The following is a 21,048-nucleotide window of genomic DNA, read 5'->3' as shown; positions in this document are numbered from 1 at the left end:
GCGGCGTCCCCCTCACACTCTTTGAGCGGGGGACGCAGGACCGCGCATGACTGCACAAGACTCCAAGGAGAAATGCGATGACTACATCCTCATACGGCGTTCAGGAACGCCTGGCAACCGTGATGCGCCCTGTTTTCGGCAGCGCTGCCATGCGCTTTGTGGGCTATCTGGGCCTGTGCGCCGCTTATCTGCAGGGAGGCCTGACCAAGCTCACCTCCTTTTCCGGTGCCATGGCTGAGATGCAGCACTTCGGGCTGGTACCTGCGCCGCTGTTCGCGGTGCTGGTGATAGCACTGGAGCTGGGCGCCTCGGTGCTGATTCTGGTTGGCCGGTGGCGCTGGCTGGGTGCGCTGGCCCTGGGCTGCTTCACCTTGCTGGCCACGATGCTGGCACTGCGCTTTTGGGAACTGCCCCCAGGGCAGGAGCGCTTCATGGCGACCAATTCCTTTTTTGAGCACCTGGGCCTGGTCGGTGGCTTTGTGCTGGTGGCCTGGCAAGACCTGCGAGGTAACCATGTCACCCAATGATTCCCACAAGCCGCCGCCGCAGGCGGGAGCAACCTCTCAACAGCAACCCGGCACTGCCTTTGCGGCACTGCGCTTTCCGGTGTTTGCCGTGCTGTGGACTGCCACGGTGCTTGGCAACATTGGCAGCTTCATGCGCGATGTGGCCAGCGCGTGGATGGTGACGGAGCTGACGTCCAGCCCGGCAGCAGTGGCCTTGATTCAGACCGCCGCCACCTTACCCGTGTTTTTGCTGGCCATCCCTGCGGGGGTGTTGTCTGACATTCTGGACCGGCGGCGTTTTCTCATTGCGGTGCAGGTGTTGCTGGCATCGGTGAGCGGCACGCTGCTGATGCTGGCCTCCACCCACACGCTCACCGTGGAGTGGCTGGTGGCCTTGACGTTTGTGGGCGGCATGGGCGCGGCACTCATGGGGCCCAGCTGGCAGTCCATCGTGCCGGAGTTGGTACCGCGCAGCGAGCTCAAAGGCGCCGTGGCACTGAACTCGCTGGGTGTGAACATTGCACGCTCTATAGGCCCTGCCGCCGGCGGGTTGCTGCTGGCCAGCTTTGGGGCGGCCATGGCCTACGGGGTGGACTTGCTGAGCTATGTGTTTGTGATCGGTGCGCTGTGGTGGTGGAAGCGCACCCCCACCGCATCCAATGGGCTAGACGAGCATTTCTTCGGGGCCTTGCGTGCGGGGCTGCGCTTTGCCCGTGCCAGCCGCGATCTGCATGTGGTGCTGCTGCGTGCGGCCGTGTTCTTTGGCTTTGCCAGCGCAGTGTGGGCCCTGCTGCCCCTGGTGGCGCGGCGCATGCTGGGCGGCGGCGCCGGGTTTTATGGGGTGCTGCTGGGCGCGGTGGGTGCTGGTGCCATTGCAGGCGCCGTGCTGCTGCCCAGGTTGCGCCAGCGCTGGGATGCAGACCAACTGCTGCTGGGCGCATCGGCACTGACCGCCGCTGTGATGGCGGTGCTGGCCGTTGCGCCGCCCCAGTGGGCTGCCGTTGGGCTCATGCTGCTGCTGGGCGCAGGCTGGATCGTGGCGCTGACGACCCTCAATGGCGTGGCCCAGTCGGTGCTGCCCAACTGGGTGCGCGGGCGGGGGCTGGCCATCTACCTCATGGTGTTCAACGGTGCCATGGCAGCAGGCAGCCTGGTCTGGGGACTGATGGCAGGCCAGGCAGGACTGGCCCCCACCCTGTGGATGGGGGCTGCAGGGTTGGTGGTGGTGGCCTTTGCCGCACACCGCTTGCGCCTGCCCAGGGGGGAGGCCGATTTGCAGCCCTCCAACCACTGGCCGGAGCCTTTGGTGGCCGAACCTGTACCCCATGACCAGGGCCCGGTGATGGTGCAAATCGAGTACCGCATCGCGGCCCACGACAAGGCCGCCTTTGCACAGGCCATGCAGGCGGTGGGGGAAGAGCGCCGCCGCGACGGCGCCTATGCCTGGGGCATCGCGGAGCACACGGGAGAGCCAGGCCGGGTCATGGAATGGTTTCTGGTGGAGTCCTGGGCCGAGCACATGCGCCAGCACACCCGCGTTTCGCAGGCCGACGCAGACCTGCAGGCGGCAGCCCAACGCTTTCACCAGGGCCCCGGTGGGCCGGTGGTGCACCACTACCTGGCACTGCACGCAGCAAGTGCCGCAGGCACAGCAGGTGCCGCAACACCGTGACCGTCCTACACCACACGCGGCACGGCTGTGCTGCAATACCACCCTGCCCCACTGCACGCACGGGCAAGGTTTGCCGCAAGCCCGCCCGCAAGGCACAAGGAGCTTGTACCACCCCATTCACCTCTTTTCAAAGATTGCGAACTTCCATGGAAACCGGAATCCACACCATGTCCGACCTGTTTGACCAATTGGGCCTGCCGTCGGACGAGGCATCAATGACCACCTTCATCGCCACGCACCGCACCACGGCAGTCAACTTCACGTTGCCCGACGTCGCCGTGTGGACGCCCGCGCAAGCCAAGTTTCTGCGCGAGGCGATTGCGGCCGACGCCGACTGGGCCATTCCGGCCGAGCAGCTGAGCCAGGCTTTGGGCTGCGGGCTTGGCGTGACCAGGGGCTAAACAGGTTGATGAGGGCCCAGAAGGCGGGCTACGGCCGACCTTCTGCACGCGCCAAAAACCCATCGACCAGCGCGTAGTGCGCAGGCACATTCAACGCGGGTGCATGCCCACAGCCAGGCACCTCCACCACCTGCAGCAGGCCCTTGGCGCCGGGGCCGCGGTGCTGCATCTCTGCCACCGTATCGGGCAGCACCAGGTCTGAATCAGCACCGCGCAGGCACAGCACCGGAATGTCCAGCCGGTCGTAGTGGTCCCAGATCAGGTAGTCGTTCTCATGGCGGGTGAACTGCTGCACCATGGCCGGGTCGTAGTGCGGGGTCACGCGGCCATCGGGCAGGCGGCGGGTCGATGTTTCGGTCAACCGACGCCACTGCGCATCGCTGAGCCAGCCGTAGGGCTGGTACACCTGACGGAAAAAAGCCTCCAGCTCGGCCACGGTGTCAAACGCGGGGGGCTGGCCCGCATAGGCCTTGATGCGCTCGAGCGCTGCATCGGCCAGGCGGGGGGCGTTGTCGTTGAGCAGCAGGCTGGCAATGCGGCCCCGCAAGCTGGGCTCAAACACCCCCGCAGCGCACACGGTGCCAATGGCCCCGCCCATCGAGGTGCCTACCCAGTGCGCGCGCTCAATGCCCAGCTGGTCAAACAGGTCGGCAGCGATGCGGGCGTAAAACGCCAGGCGGTACTCCTGCAGCGGCTGGCGGCTCCACTGACTCAGGCCCCGGCCGATGGTGTCAGGGCAAATGACGCGGTAGCGGTCTGCCAGGTGCGCGGCCAGGTCGTCCATGTCGCGCCCGGTGCGCGCCAGGCCATGCCATGCGATCACCACCGGGGCGTCGGGCCTGCCCCATTCGGTGTAGTGGATTTCGTAGCCAGCGCAGGTGGCGTAGCGGGAGATGGGAGACATGGTGATGGCCTGTGAAACGGGACAAACTGCAGGGCACGGCCCTGCTGGGGCCGTGCCCTGCGTGGGCGCCTAGTCGGGGATGGCGATGGCCCCCGCCGTGATGGCAATGGCATCACCGGCGAGCGGTGTGGTCGCCATAGGAGGCAAGTTGGCAGTGGTGATGGCCGGGGCGCTGCCGGGCGTGCCGCCGCGTGGCACCGTGCGCACCACCTGGCTGGCGGGCAGTGTTTTGCCGCTGGCCAAGTGGTCGTACATGGCGTCCAGGGCGCGGTTCAAGTACACGTGCAGGGGCACATAGCGGGTGTCGTAGCCAGGCAGCACGGTGGGCAGGCCGATGAAGCTGTCGAAGTGCTGGGCGTTGGTCACCTCCACATAGCGCAGCTTGCTGGCACTGCCCTCCACCTTGCGGTTGAGGGCGGCGTAAGGCCGCGACGTGTGGCTGACGGGCAGCAGCGCATCGGCGCGGCCGTGCACGATGATGGCGGGCTTGCCGCGCAGGTTGCCGTTGCGGCGGGTTTCGTCCACCCCGGCTTGCAGTTTTTGCGCGGCGGCATCGGTGCCGGTGACCAGGTTGCGCAGGCACAGCGCACCGGCGGTGTTCCAGTCGGCCAAGCCGCTGGCAGACACCGACAAGAAGTCGCGCCCAGCCCCCAGCTTGCCGTTGTTGTTGATGAGCTGCACCCCACTGGAAGGCGGCACCCCATTGCCCGTGGCAAACATGCCCGCCAGCGCTGCGGGCGCCAGCGGCCCCACGGCGCCAGTGGATGTGGTGGCGGCATAGCTGTAGCCGCACAGGTGATCCTTGACGCTGGCGCGCGAGAGCGCGTTGGCAAAGGTGACCGCCACAGCCGGCGCCACTTCAAACGCAGCCAGGGATGCGTGCAAGTCGCTCGACTCGGCCTCCCACCCATAGTCGCGCAGCTTTTGCAGGGCCTGCTCTGCCTGCGCGGCAGGGGTGCTGCCCGTGAGCAAACCCGCTGCCACCAGGGCCGAGCAGCGGTTGGGCGCAATGGGCAGGGCGCTGGCCGCAAAGCCCGCGCCAAAGGCAACTGCATAGGGCGAGCTGCTGATGGAAGGCGCCAGCGCCGCGCAGGATTGATAGAGATTGGCATAGGTGGTGAAGTCCACCAGCGTCTTGCCAGTCACGGCCACGGCGCTGCTGCCGCGCTGCACCGTCACACCGGGGTTGGCGGGCAGCTCCACGGCGGGCTCAGACACCGCCACGCCGCTGATCAGGCCCTGGGTGTCTTGCTCTGCCGCCGCAATGGCCGCGCCGCCGCCGTTGGAGATGCTGGACGCGATGACGATGGTGTTGGCGGGGGTGAGCGTCTTGAGACGCTGGCCGTTGTCCAGCGCGCCAAAGCGCTCGTTGAGCACGTAGTAGGCAAACTCCACCGCCTGCAGCGTGCTGCGGCCCCAGTCTTTCTCGGGGTTTTGGCCCGAGTGGGCGTGCTTGAAGGCAAAGCGGTTGGGTGTGGCGGCGTTGAAGGCGGCCAGTTCGCTGGCCGAGAGGCCCGCGTTGAACGCGGCGTTCTTGCCCGCCGCTGTGGCCGTGGCGCGGGTGCCATCGATCAGCGGCACGGTGTCGTTTTGCAGGTCGTGCGGGGCCGCACCTGTGCCCTTGTCTGAGTAGGCTACGGCGCAGCCGCGCTTGAGGCCCCACTCGCCCGTGCTGATGCCGCCATACACCCCACGCGAGCCCGATGCCGTGGCCGTGATGACGCAGGGCTTTTGCGGGTTGAAGCTGGCGGGCACCTGCACCATGAGGGTGACGTTCTGCCGCCCGCTGCCATCGTCGGCAAAGGCGATGTATTCGGTGCCCGCCACCTTGCCCTCGCTGGCGGTGATGTTGCCCTGCGCATCGACGTTGGGGCCATACAGGCTGCCGTAGCCACCTGCCGCCGTCATGTCGAGCAAGGCGCGGTAGTTGGTGTGGATGGTGGTGCGGCGCAGCTCGGCCGCCGTGGGCTTGAGGGGGTCGGCATACGCCGGGGCGGCCGCTGCGGCCAGGCCGGTTTTACCCAGGCCGGCGGTGAGCAGGTCGTCGGTGGTGCCGTCGTAAGCCGTGGCCTGGATGGCCCCCAGGTACGTGGGCTTGGTGTTGGGGCTGGCGTTGCTGCCATCTCCCCCACCGCCGCCGCAGGCGGCCAACACAGCAGCGGCCACGGCCGCAGGCAGGAACGGGCGAACACAGGTTTTCATGCGCTTGTCTCCAGGGTTGGTTTTTGTTGCACGACCATCACACCGATTCAAGAAGTCATGGAGCCGCGAAGTCAGAAACTCCGCCCCCTCATCCCAGCCTGTGCGCCGCCGCAGCGCGCAGCCGCCCCACCACGCCGGTGGGGAAGTAATAGACCGACAGCACAAACAGCACGCCCAGCCACAGCAGCCAGCGGTCTGGCGAGAGCAAGGCGGCCAGCCAGGGCCAGCCCGCCGCAGCCTCGCTGCCTACGCGCAGCAGGTCTTGCAGATAGCTTTGCGCCACCAAAAACAATACGGCGCCAATGGCCGAGCCGTAGATGGTGCCCATGCCGCCGATGACGACGATGAGCAGGCAGTCCATCATGATTTCAAAGCTGAGCGAGGTGTCCGGCCCGTTGTAGCGCAGCCAAAGCGCCAGCATGCAGCCCGCCAGCGTGGCAAACAGCGCCGACAGCACGCTGGACGTGGTGCGGTACACCACCACGCGGTAGCCAATGGCCTCGGCGCGGAACTCGTTTTCGCGGATGGCCTGCAGCACGCGGCCGAAGGGCGAATTGACGATGCGCAGCAGCGCCAGCACCAGCACCACCGCAGCCACAAACAGCAGGTAGTAGCAGATCAGCCGCCCATCCACCGTCACGCCCAGAAACGGATCGTCAAACGGTTCGAAGCTGGGCGACAGCACCTCTGGCACCTTGAAGGTGAGGCCGTCTTCGCCCCCGGTGATGTCGGACAGCTGCGAGGCCAGCGTCTGGAACGCCGCAGCCACGGCCAGCGTGATCATGGCGAAGAAGATGGCCCGCACCCGCAGCGAGAACAGCCCCACCGCCAGCGACAAGAGCAGCGACAGCAACAGCGCCCCGCCCACGCCCACCAGCAGGGCCGACCACGTGGGCCCCATGCGCGTGGTGGCCACGGCAATGCCATAGGCCCCAATGCCAAAGAACATGGTGTGCGCAAAGCTGACGATGCCGGTGTAGCCCAGCAGCAAGTCAAAGCTGGCCACCAGCACCACAAACACCAGCACCTTGGCCGCCACGTTCAGCGCCTTGACGCCCGGAAACAGAAAAGGCGCCAACGCCAGGCCCAGCAGCACGGCCAGCAAGATGGCCGCCAGCACCTTGCTGCGGGGGTAGTCACCAGAGAGAAGTCGGTTCAACATGCGTGCGGCTCCTCAACGGTTCGTGACGGGGTACACACCCTGCGGGCGCCACAGCAGGATGGCGACCATGAGCGCGATGTTGGAAAACAGCGCCACCTTGGGGGCCAGAAAGCCGGTGTAGTTGGCCATGAGACCCACCAGCAGCGCGCCAATCAGCGCCCCGCCCGTGCTGCCCAGGCCGCCGATGATGATGACGATGAAGATCAGCACGTTGACCTGCGCGCCCATCTGCGGCACCACGTTTTGCTGGTACAGGCCCCACATCACGCCGCCCAGCCCCGCCAGGGCTGAGCCCACCACAAACACGGCCACAAACAGGCGGCGGATGCGGTAGCCCAGGCTTTCGACCATCTCGCGGTCTTGCACCCCGGCGCGGATGAGTAGGCCGACCTTGGTGCGCGACAGCGTCCAGGCCAGCACGGCAAACACCACCAGGCCCACGGCCACGGCGACCAGGCGGTATTTCTCGATGGCGGCATCGCCCAGCAGCAGCGAGCCGCGCATGCCGCCCGGCAGCGGCAGCGGGATTTGCTGGGGGCCCCAGATGACCTTGATGAGTTCCTCGCCAATGATCATGCCGCCCATGGTGATGAGGATTTGCTTGAGGTGCTGGCCATACACGGGCCGCACGATGAAGCGCTCAAACGCCAGGCCCAGCGCGCCCGCCACTGCCATGGCCACCAGCATGGCGGGCAGCACGGCCACCATGTTGCGCCACAGCTCGGCCGAACCCGTCCAGTCGCCCATCGCCCCCAGCACGCTGGTGGCCACAAAGGCGCCCAGCGCAATGAACACGCCGTGGCCAAAGTTGAGCACGTCCATCAGCCCGAACACCAGCGTGAGGCCCGAGGCGATGATGAAGATGATCATGCCCATGGCCAGCCCCGCCACCGTGAGCGTGAGCCAAGTGCTGGGCGAGCCCACCAGCGGCAGCGTGACGAGCGCGAGCAGCGGCACCAGCACCAGGGGCTTCCAGTCGAAATCGCTAGCAGTCATGCGGGCGGTCATGCGTGGCCTCCGGGTTGGTTTTGATTCACTATTTTTTTGATAGCTGCTTGCGCTTTATCTGTAAGCGCTGGAGGCATATTTCGCTTGTAATTCATAGCGACAGCCCCAGCAGCGACTGCTGCAATGCCTCGTCCGCCGCCAGCGCGGCCATGCTGCCGGCGTGCACCACACGGCCGTTGTCCATCACCGCCACGGTGTCGCCCAGACGTTTGGCAAAGTGGATGTTCTGCTCGACCAGCAGGATGGTCACGCCGCTCTTTTTGAGCTGGTCGAACGCCTCGATCATGTTGTTGATGATGGCGGGGGCCAGGCCCTTGCTGGGCTCGTCCACGATGAGCAGGTCGCGCGGCTCGATGATGGCGCGGGCCACGGCCACCATCTGCTTTTGCCCGCCGCTGAGCTTGCCCGCGGGGTGGTTCCAGAACTTCTCCACGGCCGGGAACAACCGGAAGATCCATTGCAGCCGCGCGGCATCCATCTGCGCTGCGTTGCTGGCCTTGCGTGCGGCCAGCAGCAGGTTTTCCTTCACCGTCAGGTCGGCAAAGATGCCCATGTTCTCGGGCACGTAGGCAATGTTGAGCCCCGCAATCTGCGGCGTGTGCAGGCGGGTGATGTCGCGCCCATTGAAGTGGACGCTGCCCTGCGAGGCCTGCCACAGGCCCATGATGGTGCGCAGCGTGGTCGTCTTGCCCGCGCCGTTGCGGCCCAGCAGCATGGTGAGCTGGCCCTTGGGGATGGCCAGGTCCACGCCGTGCAGGATGTGGTACGCCCCGATGTGCGTGTGAACGCCTTTGAGTTCCAGAAGGTTGGCGGTGCTGCTCATGCGGCCTCCTTGTCGGCGTCCTTGCTGATGCCAAGGTACGCCTCCTGCACCACAGGCGATGCAATCACTTCGGCGGGTGCGCCATCGGCCACCAGCGTGCCGTTGGTCAGCACGATGATGCGGTCGGCCAGCTCGCGCACCACGTCCATCTTGTGTTCCACCAGCAAGATGATCTTGGTCTTGTCCTTCTTCAGTTCGCGGATCAGGTTCAGGATCACCGGGGCCTCGTCGTGGCTCATGCCTGCGGTGGGCTCGTCAAACATGTAGACCTGCGGCTCCAGCGCCATCAGCAAGGCCACTTCCAGCTTGCGCTGGTCGCCATGCGGCAGGCTGGCCACGGGGGTGTCGCGCCGCTCGAACAGGGCCACGGTTTGCAGAATGTGCTGCGCCCGCTCGGTGAGCTGGCGGTGGTCGCTCCAGATGCTCCACAGGTTGAGCCCCCGGCGGTGCGAGCCGCCCTGCGTGGCCTGCACGGCCAGGCGCACGTTCTCCAGCACGCTCAGGCTGGGGAACAGGTTGGTGAGCTGAAACGCCCGGCCCAGCCCCGCGCGGGTGCGGGCCGAGGGGCTGAGCGCCGTCAGGTCACGCCCGCCCAGTTGCACGCTGCCTGCACTGGCCTTGAGTTGGCCCGAGATGAGGTTGAAGTACGTGGTCTTGCCCGCGCCATTGGGGCCGACGATGGCGGTGAGCGTGCCCGGCGCAAAGGCACAGGTCACGCCATTGACCGCCACATGGCCGCCAAAGCGGATGGTCAGGTTGTGGGTTGCAAGCATGGAGGCAGCAGGTGGTGGAGTGGCAAACGACAGGCCAACACAAAAATCAGAGTCAAAAAAGCCCCCAGCGCTTATTGAATAAGCGCAAGCAGCTATCAAAAAGTGAGTAATGGACTGCGCACGGCGATCACCGCGCCCCACGCAGCCGCGTCTTCAGCGCGGTCAGCGCTTGTTCCGGATCGGAACGTTCATCTCTTCGGGCTTGATCTCGCGCACCAGCTCGGGCACACCCCAGGCAAAGGCCGGGTCCACCTTGATCTTGAAGTGGTACATGCTCTGCAGGGCCTGGTGGTCTTCCTTGCGGAAGGTCATCTTGCCCTTGGGCGTGTCAAAGCTCATGCCTTCCATGGTCTTGATCAGCTTGTTGGTGTTGGTCTCACCATTGGTGGCCTTGAGGGCGGTGACCAGCGCCATGGCCGAGGTGAAGCCCCCGGCGGTGAAGAAGTCTGGCGGGGCCTTGAACTGCTTGTAGTGGGCCGAGACCAGCGCCTCGTTCACGGGGTTCTTGGGAATGCCGAAGTAGTAGTACGTGGCCCCTTCCATGCCAGGGAAGGCCTTATAGCTGGCCATGGCGGGCAGGATGTTGCCGCCCGTGGCCACGTCAATGCCAAAGCGCTTGGACAGCTCTTGCGCAGCCAGCGCGGCATAGGGCGGCGTGCCCCCGGCCCAGATCACCATCACCACCTTGCGGCCGGGCTGGTCCTTGAGCTTGTCGACCACGCGCTGGATGCCGGCGGTGAAGTCGGTGGTGCTTTGCGGCAGGTATTCCTCGTGCACCAGCTTGGCGTTCTTGATGGCTTCCTTGAAGGCCTTCACGCCGTCGCGGCCAAAGGCATAGTCTTGCGCCAGGGTGACGATGGTGGTGCCCGCCTTGTCGACCGCCACAGCGTTGCTGATGGCGTCCTGGCTGCTGTTGCGGCCGGTGCGGAAGATGTACTTGTTCCACTTGTCGCCGGTGATGGCGTCGGCCACAGCGGGCTCCACCAGCAAGATCTTTTTGTATTCCTCGGCCACAGGCAGCAGCGCCAACGCCACGCCGCTGGAGGTGGGGCCGACGGCAATGTCGGCCTTGTCGTCCGAGTAGGCCGAGGCCAGCAGGCTCTTGCCCAGGTCGGGCTTGCCCTGGTCGTCTTTCTCGATCACCACAATCTTCTTGCCGCCCACCTGCATGGTGCCGCCGGTGGCGTAGTCCAGGCCCATCAGCAGGCCGGTCTGCGTCTGCTTGCCGTAGGCCTCCAGCGGGCCGGTTTTGCTGTAGATGTGGGCGATGCGGATTTCGCCCGACTGGGCCCAGGCGGGGCGGCCAGGCTGGCAGCGAGAACGGTAACGGTGGCAGCTGCAGTGACCAGGGTGCGGCGTTGCATGGCGGTTGTCTCCTGTGGTTATGCAGGCTGTAGTGCACATGGCGTGCCAGCGAGCGCGGATTGCACAGGGGCGCGCAAGTGGTTGATTTGATTGGGTGCCGCACCAGAGCGGCCACAATCATTTCACCCACATGATCAATTTCCAGACAAATCAACGACTGAAATTCAGTCAACTGTCTGTTTTTAGATCAGGGTTTTCCAGACGTTCATACAGCGTGGCCCGCGAGATGCCCAGCTGCCGTGCGGTGGCCAGTTTGTTGCCGCCATTGGCCTTGAGCGTGGCGGCAATGGCGCGGCGCTCCAGCTCTGCCACCTGCTCGGCCAGGGGGCGCAGGTAGCGGGCGTCGTCGTCGGACTCCAGCGCGGTGGCGCTGCTCAGCTCGGCCACGGGCGCCGGGGCGGCGGGCTCCACGCCCGCCTCACGCAGCACGCGGGCCAGTTGGGCGGCGTCGACGGTGCTGGAGTCGCTGCGCATCACTGCTTGCTCCAGCACGTTGCGCAGCTCGCGGATATTGCCGCGCCAGGGCTGGCCCGCCAGCAGGGCCAGGGCGTCGGGCTGCAGCTCGGGCGGCGGTGTGCCGTTGCGCAGGGCCAGGTCTTCGCCCAGGGATTCGACCAGCGCGGGGATGTCACTGCGCCGCACGCGCAGGGGCGGCACCCGCACCGGCAGCACATGCAGGCGGTAGAACAAGTCTTCGCGGAACTTGCCCTCGCGCACCAGCGCGGCCAGATCGCGCGAGGTGGCGGCGAGGATGCGCACATTGAAGGGCACGAGCTTGTTGCTGCCCAGCGGCTCGATCTCGCCCTCTTGCAGCGCCCGCAGCAGCTTGGCCTGCAGGCTTTGCGGCATGTCGCCAATTTCGTCGAGGAACAGCGTGCCGCCATCGGCCAGCTTGAACTTGCCGTCGCGCCCCTTGCGGTCGGCACCGGTGTAGGCGCCGGGGGCCACGCCAAAGAATTCGGCTTCGAGCAGGGTGTCGGGCACGGCAGCGATGTTGACGCTGACAAAGGGGCCACTGGCGCGGCTCGATGCGGCATGGATGGCGTGGGCCAGCAGCTCTTTGCCCGTGCCCGTCTCGCCCAGCAACAGCACCGGGCTGCTGGACTGCGCCGCACGCCGTGCCTGGCGCTTGACCTCGGCCGCCGCAGGGCTTGATCCAATGAAGCTGGCAAAGGTGTACTTGGCGCGGCGCTGCCCGTCGCCCAAGCCCGCCCCCACCAGCGTGCGGCTGCGCTGGCTGGCCAGCTCGCGCCGGGCATCGTCCAGGTCACGCTGCAGCAGAGCAAACTTGCTGATGAGGGGCTGCAGCGTGGTCTCAGGGTGGTCAAACAGCACGATGCCGATGGCACCGATCACGCGGTCGGCCTCGTCGCGCAGCGGAATGCGGCTGACCACAAAAGTGCCCGCATGGTTGGTGAGCAAATCCACCAGCACGGGCTGGCCGGTGGCCAGCACGCGGTGCATCTGGGTGTTGGGGATCACGTCCTCCACCATGCGGCCCACAAACTGGTCGACGGACGAAAACCCCAGGTCGGGCAGAAAGCGCAGGTAGCCCTCGTTGATCCACACGATGCGCCCGCTCAGGTCAATGAGCAGCATGCCCTGGCTGACGCTGGAAAACAGCTGGAACATGGAGCGCGCCGCCAGCTCCAGAATGCCTTGGGCATCGAGCGGCAGTGCGGGGGTGTCGTCTTTGAGCGGGGGCATGGGGCGATGGTAGCGCGGGGCCCGTGGGCCATTGCTAGGCCGCGCACGGCAAGGCAATTCGCTACTAAAAATATAGCTGCCAGCGCTTTATAGATAAGCGCCGGTGGCCTTTTTACTTATGAACCTGTTCCAAGACATCGGCAGGGGTGGCCTTGGAATCGAGCGGGGTTTGCAGCGCTGCGTGCGCCCCCACGGGCAGGTCGCCGGGCTGCCCCCATCCCGGCACACCGCGCACGGCCCGCAGGCCCTGGGCCATGCGCAGCACCACCACGGGTTGCTGCAGCACATGCACACCAGGCGCCGGGCTGGCCTGGTCCACCAGAATGCAGGGCTTGCCCGTGCGGCGGCAATGGTCTTGCACGCGCCAGTATTCGTCGTGGCTGATGCAGCCGGTCTGGCAAATCACCAGGTCTGCGGCGGCCAGGCTTTCGTCCAGATCAGGCTGCGCGGGCGCGGCGCTGTGGCTTGCTTGGGTGACTGCCGCTGCCGGACTCGCCACGGGCGCATCGGCCAACAAGCCTGCCCCCTTCCCCACGCCTGCCCCCACCACGGCTTGCAAGCGCCAGCGCAAACATTCGCGTGAGAGCATGGCCACCCGCTCGGCCAGGGTGCGGATATGCCGCGCCATCTCCTTGCGCCGGGGCAGGCCAGGTGGCTGGGCCTGCCGGGCCTCTTCCAGCGCAGCACGGGCTTGCTCCAGCCGGGTGTCGCGCACGATGACGGCCGCGCGCAATCGCACCACTTCGCGCTGCAGCCGCTCCAGCTCGGCAGCCTGCGCGGCCATGGCGGCGCTGCAACGGGTCTGCGCTTCGCCCAGTTGGCGGCACAGGGCCAGAAACTCTTGCGATAGTGAGTGCATGCGCCATCCTTGCAAATAAGAACGATTCGCATTTTAGAGTACAATCTGCGGCGTGAAAGCAAGTACCTGGTGGGAGGGCATCGGGGGACCACCCCCCGATGCCTGCTTGCGAAGCCAGCGTGATGGGGGTGGGTGGCCCGGTTCTCCTCCCACCCCGCAGCACCTTGGCTGTGCACTGCGGCTCAGCCCATAGGGCACATCCCCGCGCCTGCCCACTCGTACTGCATGTTTGCAAAGCGAATCGCGGGCCATTGCCCTGCTCTGCGCTGTACCCACGCGCACCCGCCCTATTCCCGTCCTTCTGCTACTTTGTCCGCGCCCATGAAAAAAGGGTGTGCAGACATCGCCGCACACCCTCAGGGGTCACTCGCCCGCTGCACCTGGGCAGCGGCAGTGAAAGGAAGGTCAGCCTGCGCTGGCCTCCACCGCCTGGATTTTTTTGGCCGCCCAACGGCGCAGCAGGCGCGGCACGATCAGCACGGCCAGCACGATGACGATCAGCGTGACCGAGCCTGGGCGCTCCAGGAAAATCGTCCACTTGCCTTCGCCAATCGACACGGCGTTGCGCATTTGTGCCTCGGCCAGGGGGCCCAGGATCATGCCCACCACCACCGGCGCGGCCGGGAAGTCGTAGCGGCGCATCACCACGCCCAAGAGGCCAATCGCGTACAGCAGCACCAGGTCGAACGCGCTTTGGCGCATGCCGTACACGCCCAGCGTGGAGAAGACCAGAATGCCCGCGTACAGGTACGACTTGGGGATGTTCAGCAGCTTGACCCACAGGCCCACCAGGGGCAGGTTCAGGATCAGAAGCATCACGTTGCCGATGTACATCGACGCAATCAGCGCCCACACCAGCGCACCGTTGGTGTCAAACAGCTGCGGACCAGGCTGGATGCCGTAGTTCTGGAACGCGCCCAGCAAGATGGCCGTGGTGTTCGATGTGGGAATGCCCAGCGTGAGCAGCGGAATCAGCGTGGCCGTGATGGCCGCGTTGTTGGCAGCCTCGGGGCCTGCCACGCCTTCGATGGCGCCGGTGGTGCCAAACTCTTCCTTGTGCTTGCTCAGCTTCTTTTCAGCGGCGTAGCTCAGGAAGGTCGGGATCTCGCTGCCGCCCGCAGGCACAGTACCAAAAGGGAAGCCAATGGCCGTGGCGCGCAGCCACGCGGGCCAGGAGCGCTTCCACTCTTCCTTGGTCATGTGGGTGCTGGTCAGGCGGTTCTGGGTTTCGTCCGCCTTGCCTTCGTACATCACGTTGTACAGCGCCTCGCCCACGGCAAACAGGCCCACGGCAATCAGCACCACCTCGATGCCGTCCATCAGCTCAGGCACGCCACCGGTGTAGCGGGCCTGGCCTGTGATCTGGTCGATGCCGATGAGGCCCATGGCCAGGCCGACAAACAGTGCCACCATGCCACGCAGCGTGCTCTTGCCCAGCACCGCGCTCACGGTGGTGAAGGCCAGCACCATCAGCATGAAGTATTCAGGGGGGCCCAGGCGAATGGCGTATTCGGCCACCAGGGGTGCGCAGAAGGTAACCAGGATGGTGGCGATGGTGCCCGCAACAAACGAGCCAATGGCTGCCGTGGCCAGCGCCGCGCCAGCGCGGCCATGCTTGGCCATTTTGTTGCCTTCCATGGCCGTGACCATGGAGCCCGCCTCACCCGGCGTGTTCAACAGGATGGAGGTGGTGGAGCCACCGTACATGGCGCCGTAGTAAATGCCGCCAAAGAAGATCATGGAGGCCGTGGCCTCGACCTTGACAGTGATGGGCAGCAGCATGGCCACGGCCACTGCGGGGCCAATGCCTGGCAACACCCCCACGGCGGTGCCGATGATGCAGCCCACAAAGGCCCACAGCAGGTTGATGGGAGTGGCAGCGGTGATGAACCCCTGCATCAAGAGATTGAGCGTATCCATAGCGTGCTGGCTTTACAGCCACCCCGTGTTTGTGAGGCCGGGCAGGTTGATGGCCAGCAGTTGCGTAAACATCCAGTACACCGGCGCCGCTACGGCGATGCCAATGGCCGAATCCTTGATCCAGGCTTGCAGGCGCAGGTCCAACTCGCCCTCCGAGCTTTTGAAGCCCCGCACCGACAGCACGAAGCACAGGGCGCAGCTCAGGATGAAGCCAAGGGTGGTGATGAGCAGTGCATTGAGCAACAACCCGGCAGACACCCAGATGAAGCCCTTCCAGTGCGCACGCTCGTCGCCCGAGCCGTCTTCCAGCTCGCGAAAGCCGCCGGTCTGCGCGTGCACCACGCACAGCACCCCGCAGATCAGCAGCACGATGGCCACCACCCACGGAAAGAAGTTGGGCCCCACGCCGCCGTAGCCTGCCTCAGAGCTGACAGAACTGGCCCCCCAGGCCAGCAACCCCGCCAGCGCCACAATGCCTACGCCAATGAGGGTCTGCAACGGCTTGGAGCGCGATGAATGTTGTTGTGTCATGATTTTTTCCTTCGCACCAACTGGCACAGCGGCGCTGCGCCCGCCCCATCAGGACAGACGCAAAGCCGCTGCAGCCCTACCTCGCTTTAGATCATTCCGGACTTGGCCATCGTGGCGCGCAGGCTGGCAAACTCAGCGTCCACGAAGTTGGAGAACTCATCACCCGCCAGCCATGCCGGGGTCCAGCCGTTCTTGTCCATGGCGTCTTGCCAGGCCTTGTGCTTGAAGGTCTTGGCCAGGGCATCGATCAGGGCCTTGCGCTGCTCGGCCGTGATGCCAGGGGCACCATACACGCCGCGCCAGTTGCCGATGTCCACGTTGATGCCTTGCTCCTTGAGCGTAGGCACATTGACGCCCTTGAGGCGGGTGGCCGATGTCACGCCCACAGCGCGCATCTTGCCCGCCGAGATGTACTCGGCAAACTCGCTGTAGCCGCTGCCGCCGACGGTGACGTTGCCACCCAGGATGGCGGCCGTTGCCTCGCCACCCCCACGGAAGGCCACGTAGTTGATCTTGGCGGGGTCCACGCCCACTTCACGCGCAATCATGGCGGCGGCGATGTGCTCGGTGGAGCCACGCGAGCCACCACCCCACTTCACGCTACCGGGATCTTTCTTGAGCTGCTCGACCACGTCCTTCATGGTCTTGAAGGGCGAGTTGGCAGGCAGCACGAACACGTTGTATTCACTGGTCAGGCGCGCCAGGGGGGTGACCTTGTCCAGGCCCACAGGTGGCTTGCCGGTGATGATGCCGCCCAGCATCACAGCGCCCATCACCATCAGGGCGTTCGGATCGCCCTTGCTGGAGTTGACGAACTGCGCCAGACCGATGGCGCCCGCAGCGCCGCCCTTGTTGTCATACGAGACCGAGGAGGCAGCGCCCGCCTCTTGCATGGACTTGCCCAGGGCACGGCCCGTGGTGTCCCAGCCGCCACCAGGGTTGGCGGGGATCATCATTTTCAAAGCGGCTGTCTGCGCCGACACTGGCAGGCTGCCAGCGGCGGCCAGGGCGGCCAAAGACTTGAGGAAAGTATCGCGACGCATCGGTGTCTCCTGGAACGGTTGGCGAATCTGTCGATGATGCGTGCTCTGCCTGTCAAAAGGCTGTCTGCGAACTCAGGGAAAACACCCATACGGCGATGGCCTACCGCGCCCCAGCCTGGGTGTCGCAATCCGGCATGTCCCCTTGAAAACTCTGGAAACCACGGCCCAGTCGGTGCTATGGTGCCGCGCATGCAATTGCTCCTCGTAGAAGACGACCCCACCATGCAGACCACCTTGCAGCGGGCGCTGACGCGCCGTGGCATGGAGGTTGCAGCGGTGGGCGACGGCAAAGCCGCTCTCACCCAATGGGTGGGCCGGGTGCCGGACGCCGTGATCCTGGACCTGACGCTGCCCGGCCTGGACGGGCTGCAAGTGCTGCAACGCGCCCGCGCACTGGGCCTGCGCACGCCGGTGCTGATCCTCACCGCCCGGGGCACCGTGGGCGACCGTGTCATGGGCCTCAATGCCGGGGCGGACGACTACCTGCCCAAGCCCTTTGACCTGGACGAGCTGGAGGCCCGCCTGCGGGCCCTGGTGCGGCGCAGCGCCGACCCAGGCGCCACCCCGGTGGGCAGCAACACCACACAAATCGGCGCCATCCGCTATGACAAGGACAGCGGTGCGCTGTACCTGAATGGCGAGGTGATGGAGCTGACCCCCCGCGAGCTGGCCCTGATGCACGCCCTGCTGGCCCAGCCCGGCCATGCCGTGACCAAGGAGCGGTTGTACGAGCTGGTGTTCCCGGGCCAGTTGGATGTGCAGTACGAAGCCATCGAAGTGGTGGTGTACCGGCTGCGCAAAAAGCTGGCGGGCACGGGGCTGACGCTGATGACGCTGCGCGGGCTGGGCTATTTGCTGCGCACCGATGCACAGGCCTGAGACGGCAAGAGAAGAATAGAAAGCGCCCTGCATGACCGAGCCGCTGCAAGCCACCCACTCGCTGCGCCGCAGGCTGCTGCTGGGCATTTTGCTGCCGGTGGTGGCGTTCATCAGCTTCAACACTTACAGCCTCTACCACCAGACGCTGGCCTCGCTGAACACCGCTTACGACCGCACGCTGCTGGCATCGGCCAAAAGCATCAGCGAGCAGCTGGATGTGGAGGGCTTTGACGACGACGCCCACATCCGGGCCATCGTGCCCTACTCTGCGCTGGAGGCGTTTGAGGCCGACAACCAGAGCCACATGTTCTACCGCGTCTCGACCCAAAGCGGCGAGGTGATCTCGGGCTTTGACGACCTGCCCGAGTGGCGCGGCAAGATCCCGCTGAAGCCGCCCTACGCAGCGCTGGTGGATTTTTACGACGATGTCTTTCGCGACCAGCCCGTGCGGGTGGCCGTGCTGCTGCAGCCCGTGGCCAGCGCCGAAGGGCGCGGCATGGCCGTGATCCAGGTGGCCGAGACGCTGGAGGTACGCGAGACGTTGGCGCTGCAGATTCTGTGGAAGACCCTGTTGCGGCAGGCCCTGCTGATTGCGGTGATCGCCTTCACCGTGCTGTGGGTCGTGCAACGCGCCACACGCCCCGTGCGGCACCTGAGCCTGCAACTGCAGGCCCGTGGCGAAGGTGACCTGAGCCCCATCGCCGCGCCCACAGCCCCGCGCGAACTGCAGCCCCTGATTGCCGCCACCAACCAAGTCATGCAGCGGCTGCGCCACCTGCTGCGCCACCAAAAGCGGTTTGTGCGCGATGCATCGCACCAGCTGCGCACCCCCTTGGCCGTGCTCAAAACCCAGGTGCAATCGGCCCTGCGGGGCGACATGCCTGCCGAGCAGGCCCTGCATGAAATCAGCGACACCGTGGACCGCGCCACCCAACTGGCCAACCAGATGCTGGCCCTGGCCAAGGTGGAACAACTGCGCCAGCAAAGCGAGCCGCCCATCACCCGGCTGGACGAGGTGCTGCGCACCGTAGCGCTGGAGATCTCGCCCCTGATCGCACAACGCGACCTGGACTTTGGCATCCAAACCGAGGTGGCCCCCGTGCGTGCCCATGAGTGGATGCTGCGCGAGCTGACCCGCAACCTGCTGCACAACGCCGTGCGCCACGCGCCGCCCGGCAGCGAGTTGACGGTGGACCTGCGCAGCGACGCACACCACACAGCACTCACCATCAGCGACCACGGCCCAGGGATTGAGCCGGAGTTGGCATCACGGCTCTTTCAGCCATTTTCTGCCGGTGATGTGCGCAGCGGCAGTGGCCTGGGCCTGGCCATTTGCCAGGAGATCGTGCAGGCGCTGGAAGGCAGCATTGCGCTGACCAATCGCGAACAGGGAACCAGGGTGCTGGGGCTGGACGCCGTGGTGCGCCTGCCGCTGGCGCGGCCGCAGCCAGACGCGGGCCACCCCACCATCCCCCACGGCAGCGAATAAGGCAACGCGGCACAATCCACCCCCATGAATTTGACCGAAACGATGCGCCTGGACAAATGGCTTTGGTGCGCGCGCTTTTACAAAACCCGCAGCCTGGCGACCGAAGAAATCAGCAAAGGCCGCGTGACCGTGAACGGCCAGCAGGCCAAGCCCGCGCGCGACCTGCGCTGCGGCGACACCGTGGCTTTGCGCCAAGGCCCCGTGGCCCGCACGGTGCTGGTGCGAGCGCTGAGCGGTGCCCGGGGCCCGGCCCCTGTGGCCCAGCTGCTGTACGAAGAGACGGCAGAAAGCATCGCGGCCCGCGAGCAGGCGGCAGAACAAAGGCGCCTGGCACCCGAGCCTGCAGCCACCCTGCAAGACGGGCGCCCCACCAAACGCGACCGGCGCAACATCGAGCGTGCCCAGGACTGGGGCAGCCGCTGGAGCGCATCCATCGACGAGTGAGCGCTCAGCCTCACGCAGATCAAAGCAGCTGCAGCGTCTAAGAACCTGTTCTAAGCTGCCTGACACCCTCGCGCCACACGGGTTTTATTAAGAATAATTCGCGTTTGTTTTATCATCCGAGGGTTACAACCCCGAAAGAAGCATTCCATGTCGAAGACCGTGAAAGCCTTGCTGACCGCCTGCGCACTGGCCGCCACTGCGGGCGCCGCATTGGCCCAAGAACAAGTGGTGAACCTCTACTCCGCACGCCACTACTCGACCGACGAGGCCCTGTACACCGGCTTCACCAAGGCCACTGGCATCAAAATCAACCGTGTGGACGCTGACGATGCAGGCATCCTGGCGCGCTTGAAGGCCGAAGGCACAGCCTCGCCAGCCGACGTCATCCTGCTGGTGGACGCTGCGCGCCTGTACAAGGGCGAAGTGGATGGCCTGTTCCAGCCCATCCAGTCCAAGCTGCTCAACGACGCGATTCCTGCCAACCTGCGCAGCACGCCTGCAGCGGACGGCGGCATTTCGTGGTTTGGCCTGTCCACCCGCGCACGCGTGATCGTCTACAACAAGGTCAAGGTGCAAAAGACCGATGTGGACACCTACGAGTCTCTGGGTGACCCCAAGAACAAGGGCAAGCTGTGCATTCGCTCGGGCTCGCACCCTTACAACCTGAGCCTGTTCGGCGCCGTCACCGAGCACATGGGCGAGCAAAAGGCCGAAGCCTGGCTCAAGGGCATGGTGGCCAACCTGGCACGCCCCCCCAAGGGTGGTGACACCGACCAGATCAAGGCCGTGGCCGCTGGTGAGTGCGATATCGGCGTGACCAACACCTACTACCTGGCGCGCATGATGCGATCCAACAAGCCCGAGGACGTGGCCGTGGTCAATAAGGTGGGGGTCGTGTTCCCCAACCAATCCTCCTGGGGCACCCACATGAACATCGCTGGCGGCGCCGTGGCACGTTACTCCAAGAACCAGGCCAACGCCGTCAAGTTCCTGGAATACCTGGCCAGCCCAGAAGCCCAGAACTACTTTGCCAATGGCAACAACGAGTGGCCTACCGTCAAGGGCGTGACGCTGGACAACCCCGCCCTCAAGGCCATGACCGGTGGCGCGCCATTCAAGAGCGAAACCATCCCGATCAGCGCCGTGGGTGCAAACGTGACCAAGGTTCAACAGATGCTGGACCGCGTCGGCTTCCAGTGATCTGAGGGCCTCCTCCCAGTTCTATCAAGCCCGGCTCTGCCGGGCTTTTTTGTGCCCGCAAGCGCAATGCAAGCACCAAAGACAGAGAGTTTTGGGGTTTGAGAATGCGCCTGAAGGATAATTGACGTTTACGTTAACGTAATTCACAAAGGAGATGGCT

Annotated in this window: 18 protein-coding genes and 1 pseudogene; 7 read left to right on the top strand and 12 right to left on the bottom strand. The window is 65.5% G+C overall.

Annotated features, from left to right (window positions below; translation table 11 throughout):
• The first annotated feature begins 122 nt into the window (after nt 1–122).
• From EAG14_RS07550 to EAG14_RS07540, 3 genes are all read left to right on the top strand, one after another.
• Nucleotides 123–527 carry a DoxX family protein gene (locus EAG14_RS07550; protein WP_099741518.1) on the top strand — a complete coding sequence of 135 codons (405 nt, stop codon included), beginning with the start codon at nt 123–125 and terminating at the stop codon, nt 525–527.
• Nucleotides 514–2,178, top strand: coding sequence for an MFS transporter (locus EAG14_RS07545; RefSeq protein ID WP_099741519.1), 1,665 nt, complete (start codon nt 514–516; stop codon nt 2,176–2,178). The genes EAG14_RS07550 and EAG14_RS07545 overlap by 14 nt, the downstream gene beginning before the upstream one ends.
• 146 nt (nt 2,179–2,324) lie before the next feature.
• Nucleotides 2,325–2,579, top strand: a complete 255-nt coding sequence (locus EAG14_RS07540; protein ID WP_099741520.1) for a DUF2789 family protein — start codon at nt 2,325–2,327, stop codon at nt 2,577–2,579.
• 28 nt (nt 2,580–2,607) lie between these two features.
• Here the strand turns inward: EAG14_RS07540 and EAG14_RS07535 are convergent, their stop codons facing one another.
• From EAG14_RS07535 to EAG14_RS07480, 12 genes and pseudogenes are all read right to left on the bottom strand, one after another.
• Entirely contained in the window at nt 2,608–3,483 is an 876-nt protein-coding gene (locus EAG14_RS07535) for an alpha/beta fold hydrolase (RefSeq protein ID WP_099741521.1), read from the bottom strand.
• Nucleotides 3,484–3,552: 69 nt separating this feature from the next.
• Entirely contained in the window at nt 3,553–5,685 is a 2,133-nt protein-coding gene (locus EAG14_RS07530) for a D-(-)-3-hydroxybutyrate oligomer hydrolase (protein ID WP_121728493.1), read from the bottom strand.
• Nucleotides 5,686–5,773: 88 nt separating this feature from the next.
• Nucleotides 5,774–6,847, bottom strand: coding sequence for a branched-chain amino acid ABC transporter permease (locus EAG14_RS07525; protein ID WP_121728492.1), 1,074 nt, complete (start codon nt 6,845–6,847; stop codon nt 5,774–5,776).
• A 12-nt stretch (nt 6,848–6,859) separates the two neighbouring features.
• Nucleotides 6,860–7,843 carry a branched-chain amino acid ABC transporter permease gene (locus EAG14_RS07520; protein WP_121730355.1) on the bottom strand — a complete coding sequence of 328 codons (984 nt, stop codon included), beginning with the start codon at nt 7,841–7,843 and terminating at the stop codon, nt 6,860–6,862.
• A gap of 103 nt (nt 7,844–7,946) precedes the next feature.
• Nucleotides 7,947–8,678, bottom strand: coding sequence for an ABC transporter ATP-binding protein (locus tag EAG14_RS07515; RefSeq protein WP_121728491.1), 732 nt, complete (start codon nt 8,676–8,678; stop codon nt 7,947–7,949).
• Nucleotides 8,675–9,451, bottom strand: coding sequence for an ABC transporter ATP-binding protein (locus EAG14_RS07510; RefSeq protein WP_121728490.1), 777 nt, complete (start codon nt 9,449–9,451; stop codon nt 8,675–8,677). Before EAG14_RS07510 ends, EAG14_RS07515 begins: the two co-directional genes overlap by 4 nt.
• A gap of 162 nt (nt 9,452–9,613) precedes the next feature.
• A pseudogene (locus EAG14_RS07505) lies at nt 9,614–10,815 on the bottom strand (substrate-binding domain-containing protein).
• A gap of 169 nt (nt 10,816–10,984) precedes the next feature.
• Nucleotides 10,985–12,523, bottom strand: a complete 1,539-nt coding sequence (locus tag EAG14_RS07500; protein WP_099655934.1) for a sigma-54-dependent Fis family transcriptional regulator — start codon at nt 12,521–12,523, stop codon at nt 10,985–10,987.
• 112 nt (nt 12,524–12,635) lie between these two features.
• Nucleotides 12,636–13,382 (bottom strand): DUF2325 domain-containing protein, encoded by a 747-nt coding sequence (locus tag EAG14_RS07495; RefSeq protein WP_121728489.1) that lies wholly within the window; start codon nt 13,380–13,382, stop codon nt 12,636–12,638.
• A 405-nt stretch (nt 13,383–13,787) separates the two neighbouring features.
• Nucleotides 13,788–15,302: a tripartite tricarboxylate transporter permease gene (locus EAG14_RS07490; protein ID WP_099655936.1), complete on the bottom strand. Its 1,515-nt coding sequence runs from the start codon at nt 15,300–15,302 to the stop codon at nt 13,788–13,790.
• A 12-nt stretch (nt 15,303–15,314) separates the two neighbouring features.
• Nucleotides 15,315–15,833, bottom strand: a complete 519-nt coding sequence (locus tag EAG14_RS07485; protein ID WP_099658698.1) for a tripartite tricarboxylate transporter TctB family protein — start codon at nt 15,831–15,833, stop codon at nt 15,315–15,317.
• A gap of 86 nt (nt 15,834–15,919) precedes the next feature.
• Nucleotides 15,920–16,876: a tripartite tricarboxylate transporter substrate binding protein gene (locus tag EAG14_RS07480; RefSeq protein ID WP_099655937.1), complete on the bottom strand. Its 957-nt coding sequence runs from the start codon at nt 16,874–16,876 to the stop codon at nt 15,920–15,922.
• Between the two features lie 189 nt (nt 16,877–17,065).
• Here EAG14_RS07480 and EAG14_RS07475 point away from each other — a divergent pair, with 189 nt between their 5' ends.
• From EAG14_RS07475 to EAG14_RS07460, 4 genes are all read left to right on the top strand, one after another.
• Entirely contained in the window at nt 17,066–17,755 is a 690-nt protein-coding gene (locus EAG14_RS07475) for a response regulator transcription factor (RefSeq protein WP_099743496.1), read from the top strand.
• 31 nt (nt 17,756–17,786) lie between these two features.
• Nucleotides 17,787–19,244 carry a sensor histidine kinase gene (locus EAG14_RS07470; protein ID WP_121728488.1) on the top strand — a complete coding sequence of 486 codons (1,458 nt, stop codon included), beginning with the start codon at nt 17,787–17,789 and terminating at the stop codon, nt 19,242–19,244.
• 24 nt (nt 19,245–19,268) lie between these two features.
• Entirely contained in the window at nt 19,269–19,688 is a 420-nt protein-coding gene (locus EAG14_RS07465) for an RNA-binding S4 domain-containing protein (RefSeq protein ID WP_121728487.1), read from the top strand.
• 147 nt (nt 19,689–19,835) lie between these two features.
• Complete coding sequence (locus EAG14_RS07460) at nt 19,836–20,888, top strand: extracellular solute-binding protein (RefSeq protein ID WP_099741530.1); 1,053 nt, start codon at nt 19,836–19,838, stop codon at nt 20,886–20,888.
• Nucleotides 20,889–21,048: the final 160 nt, after the last annotated feature.

The organism is Acidovorax sp. 1608163, from assembly GCF_003669015.1.
In the GTDB taxonomy this organism is placed as follows: domain Bacteria; phylum Pseudomonadota; class Gammaproteobacteria; order Burkholderiales; family Burkholderiaceae_C; genus Acidovorax.
This window is presented reverse-complemented; position numbering and strand designations above follow the sequence as displayed.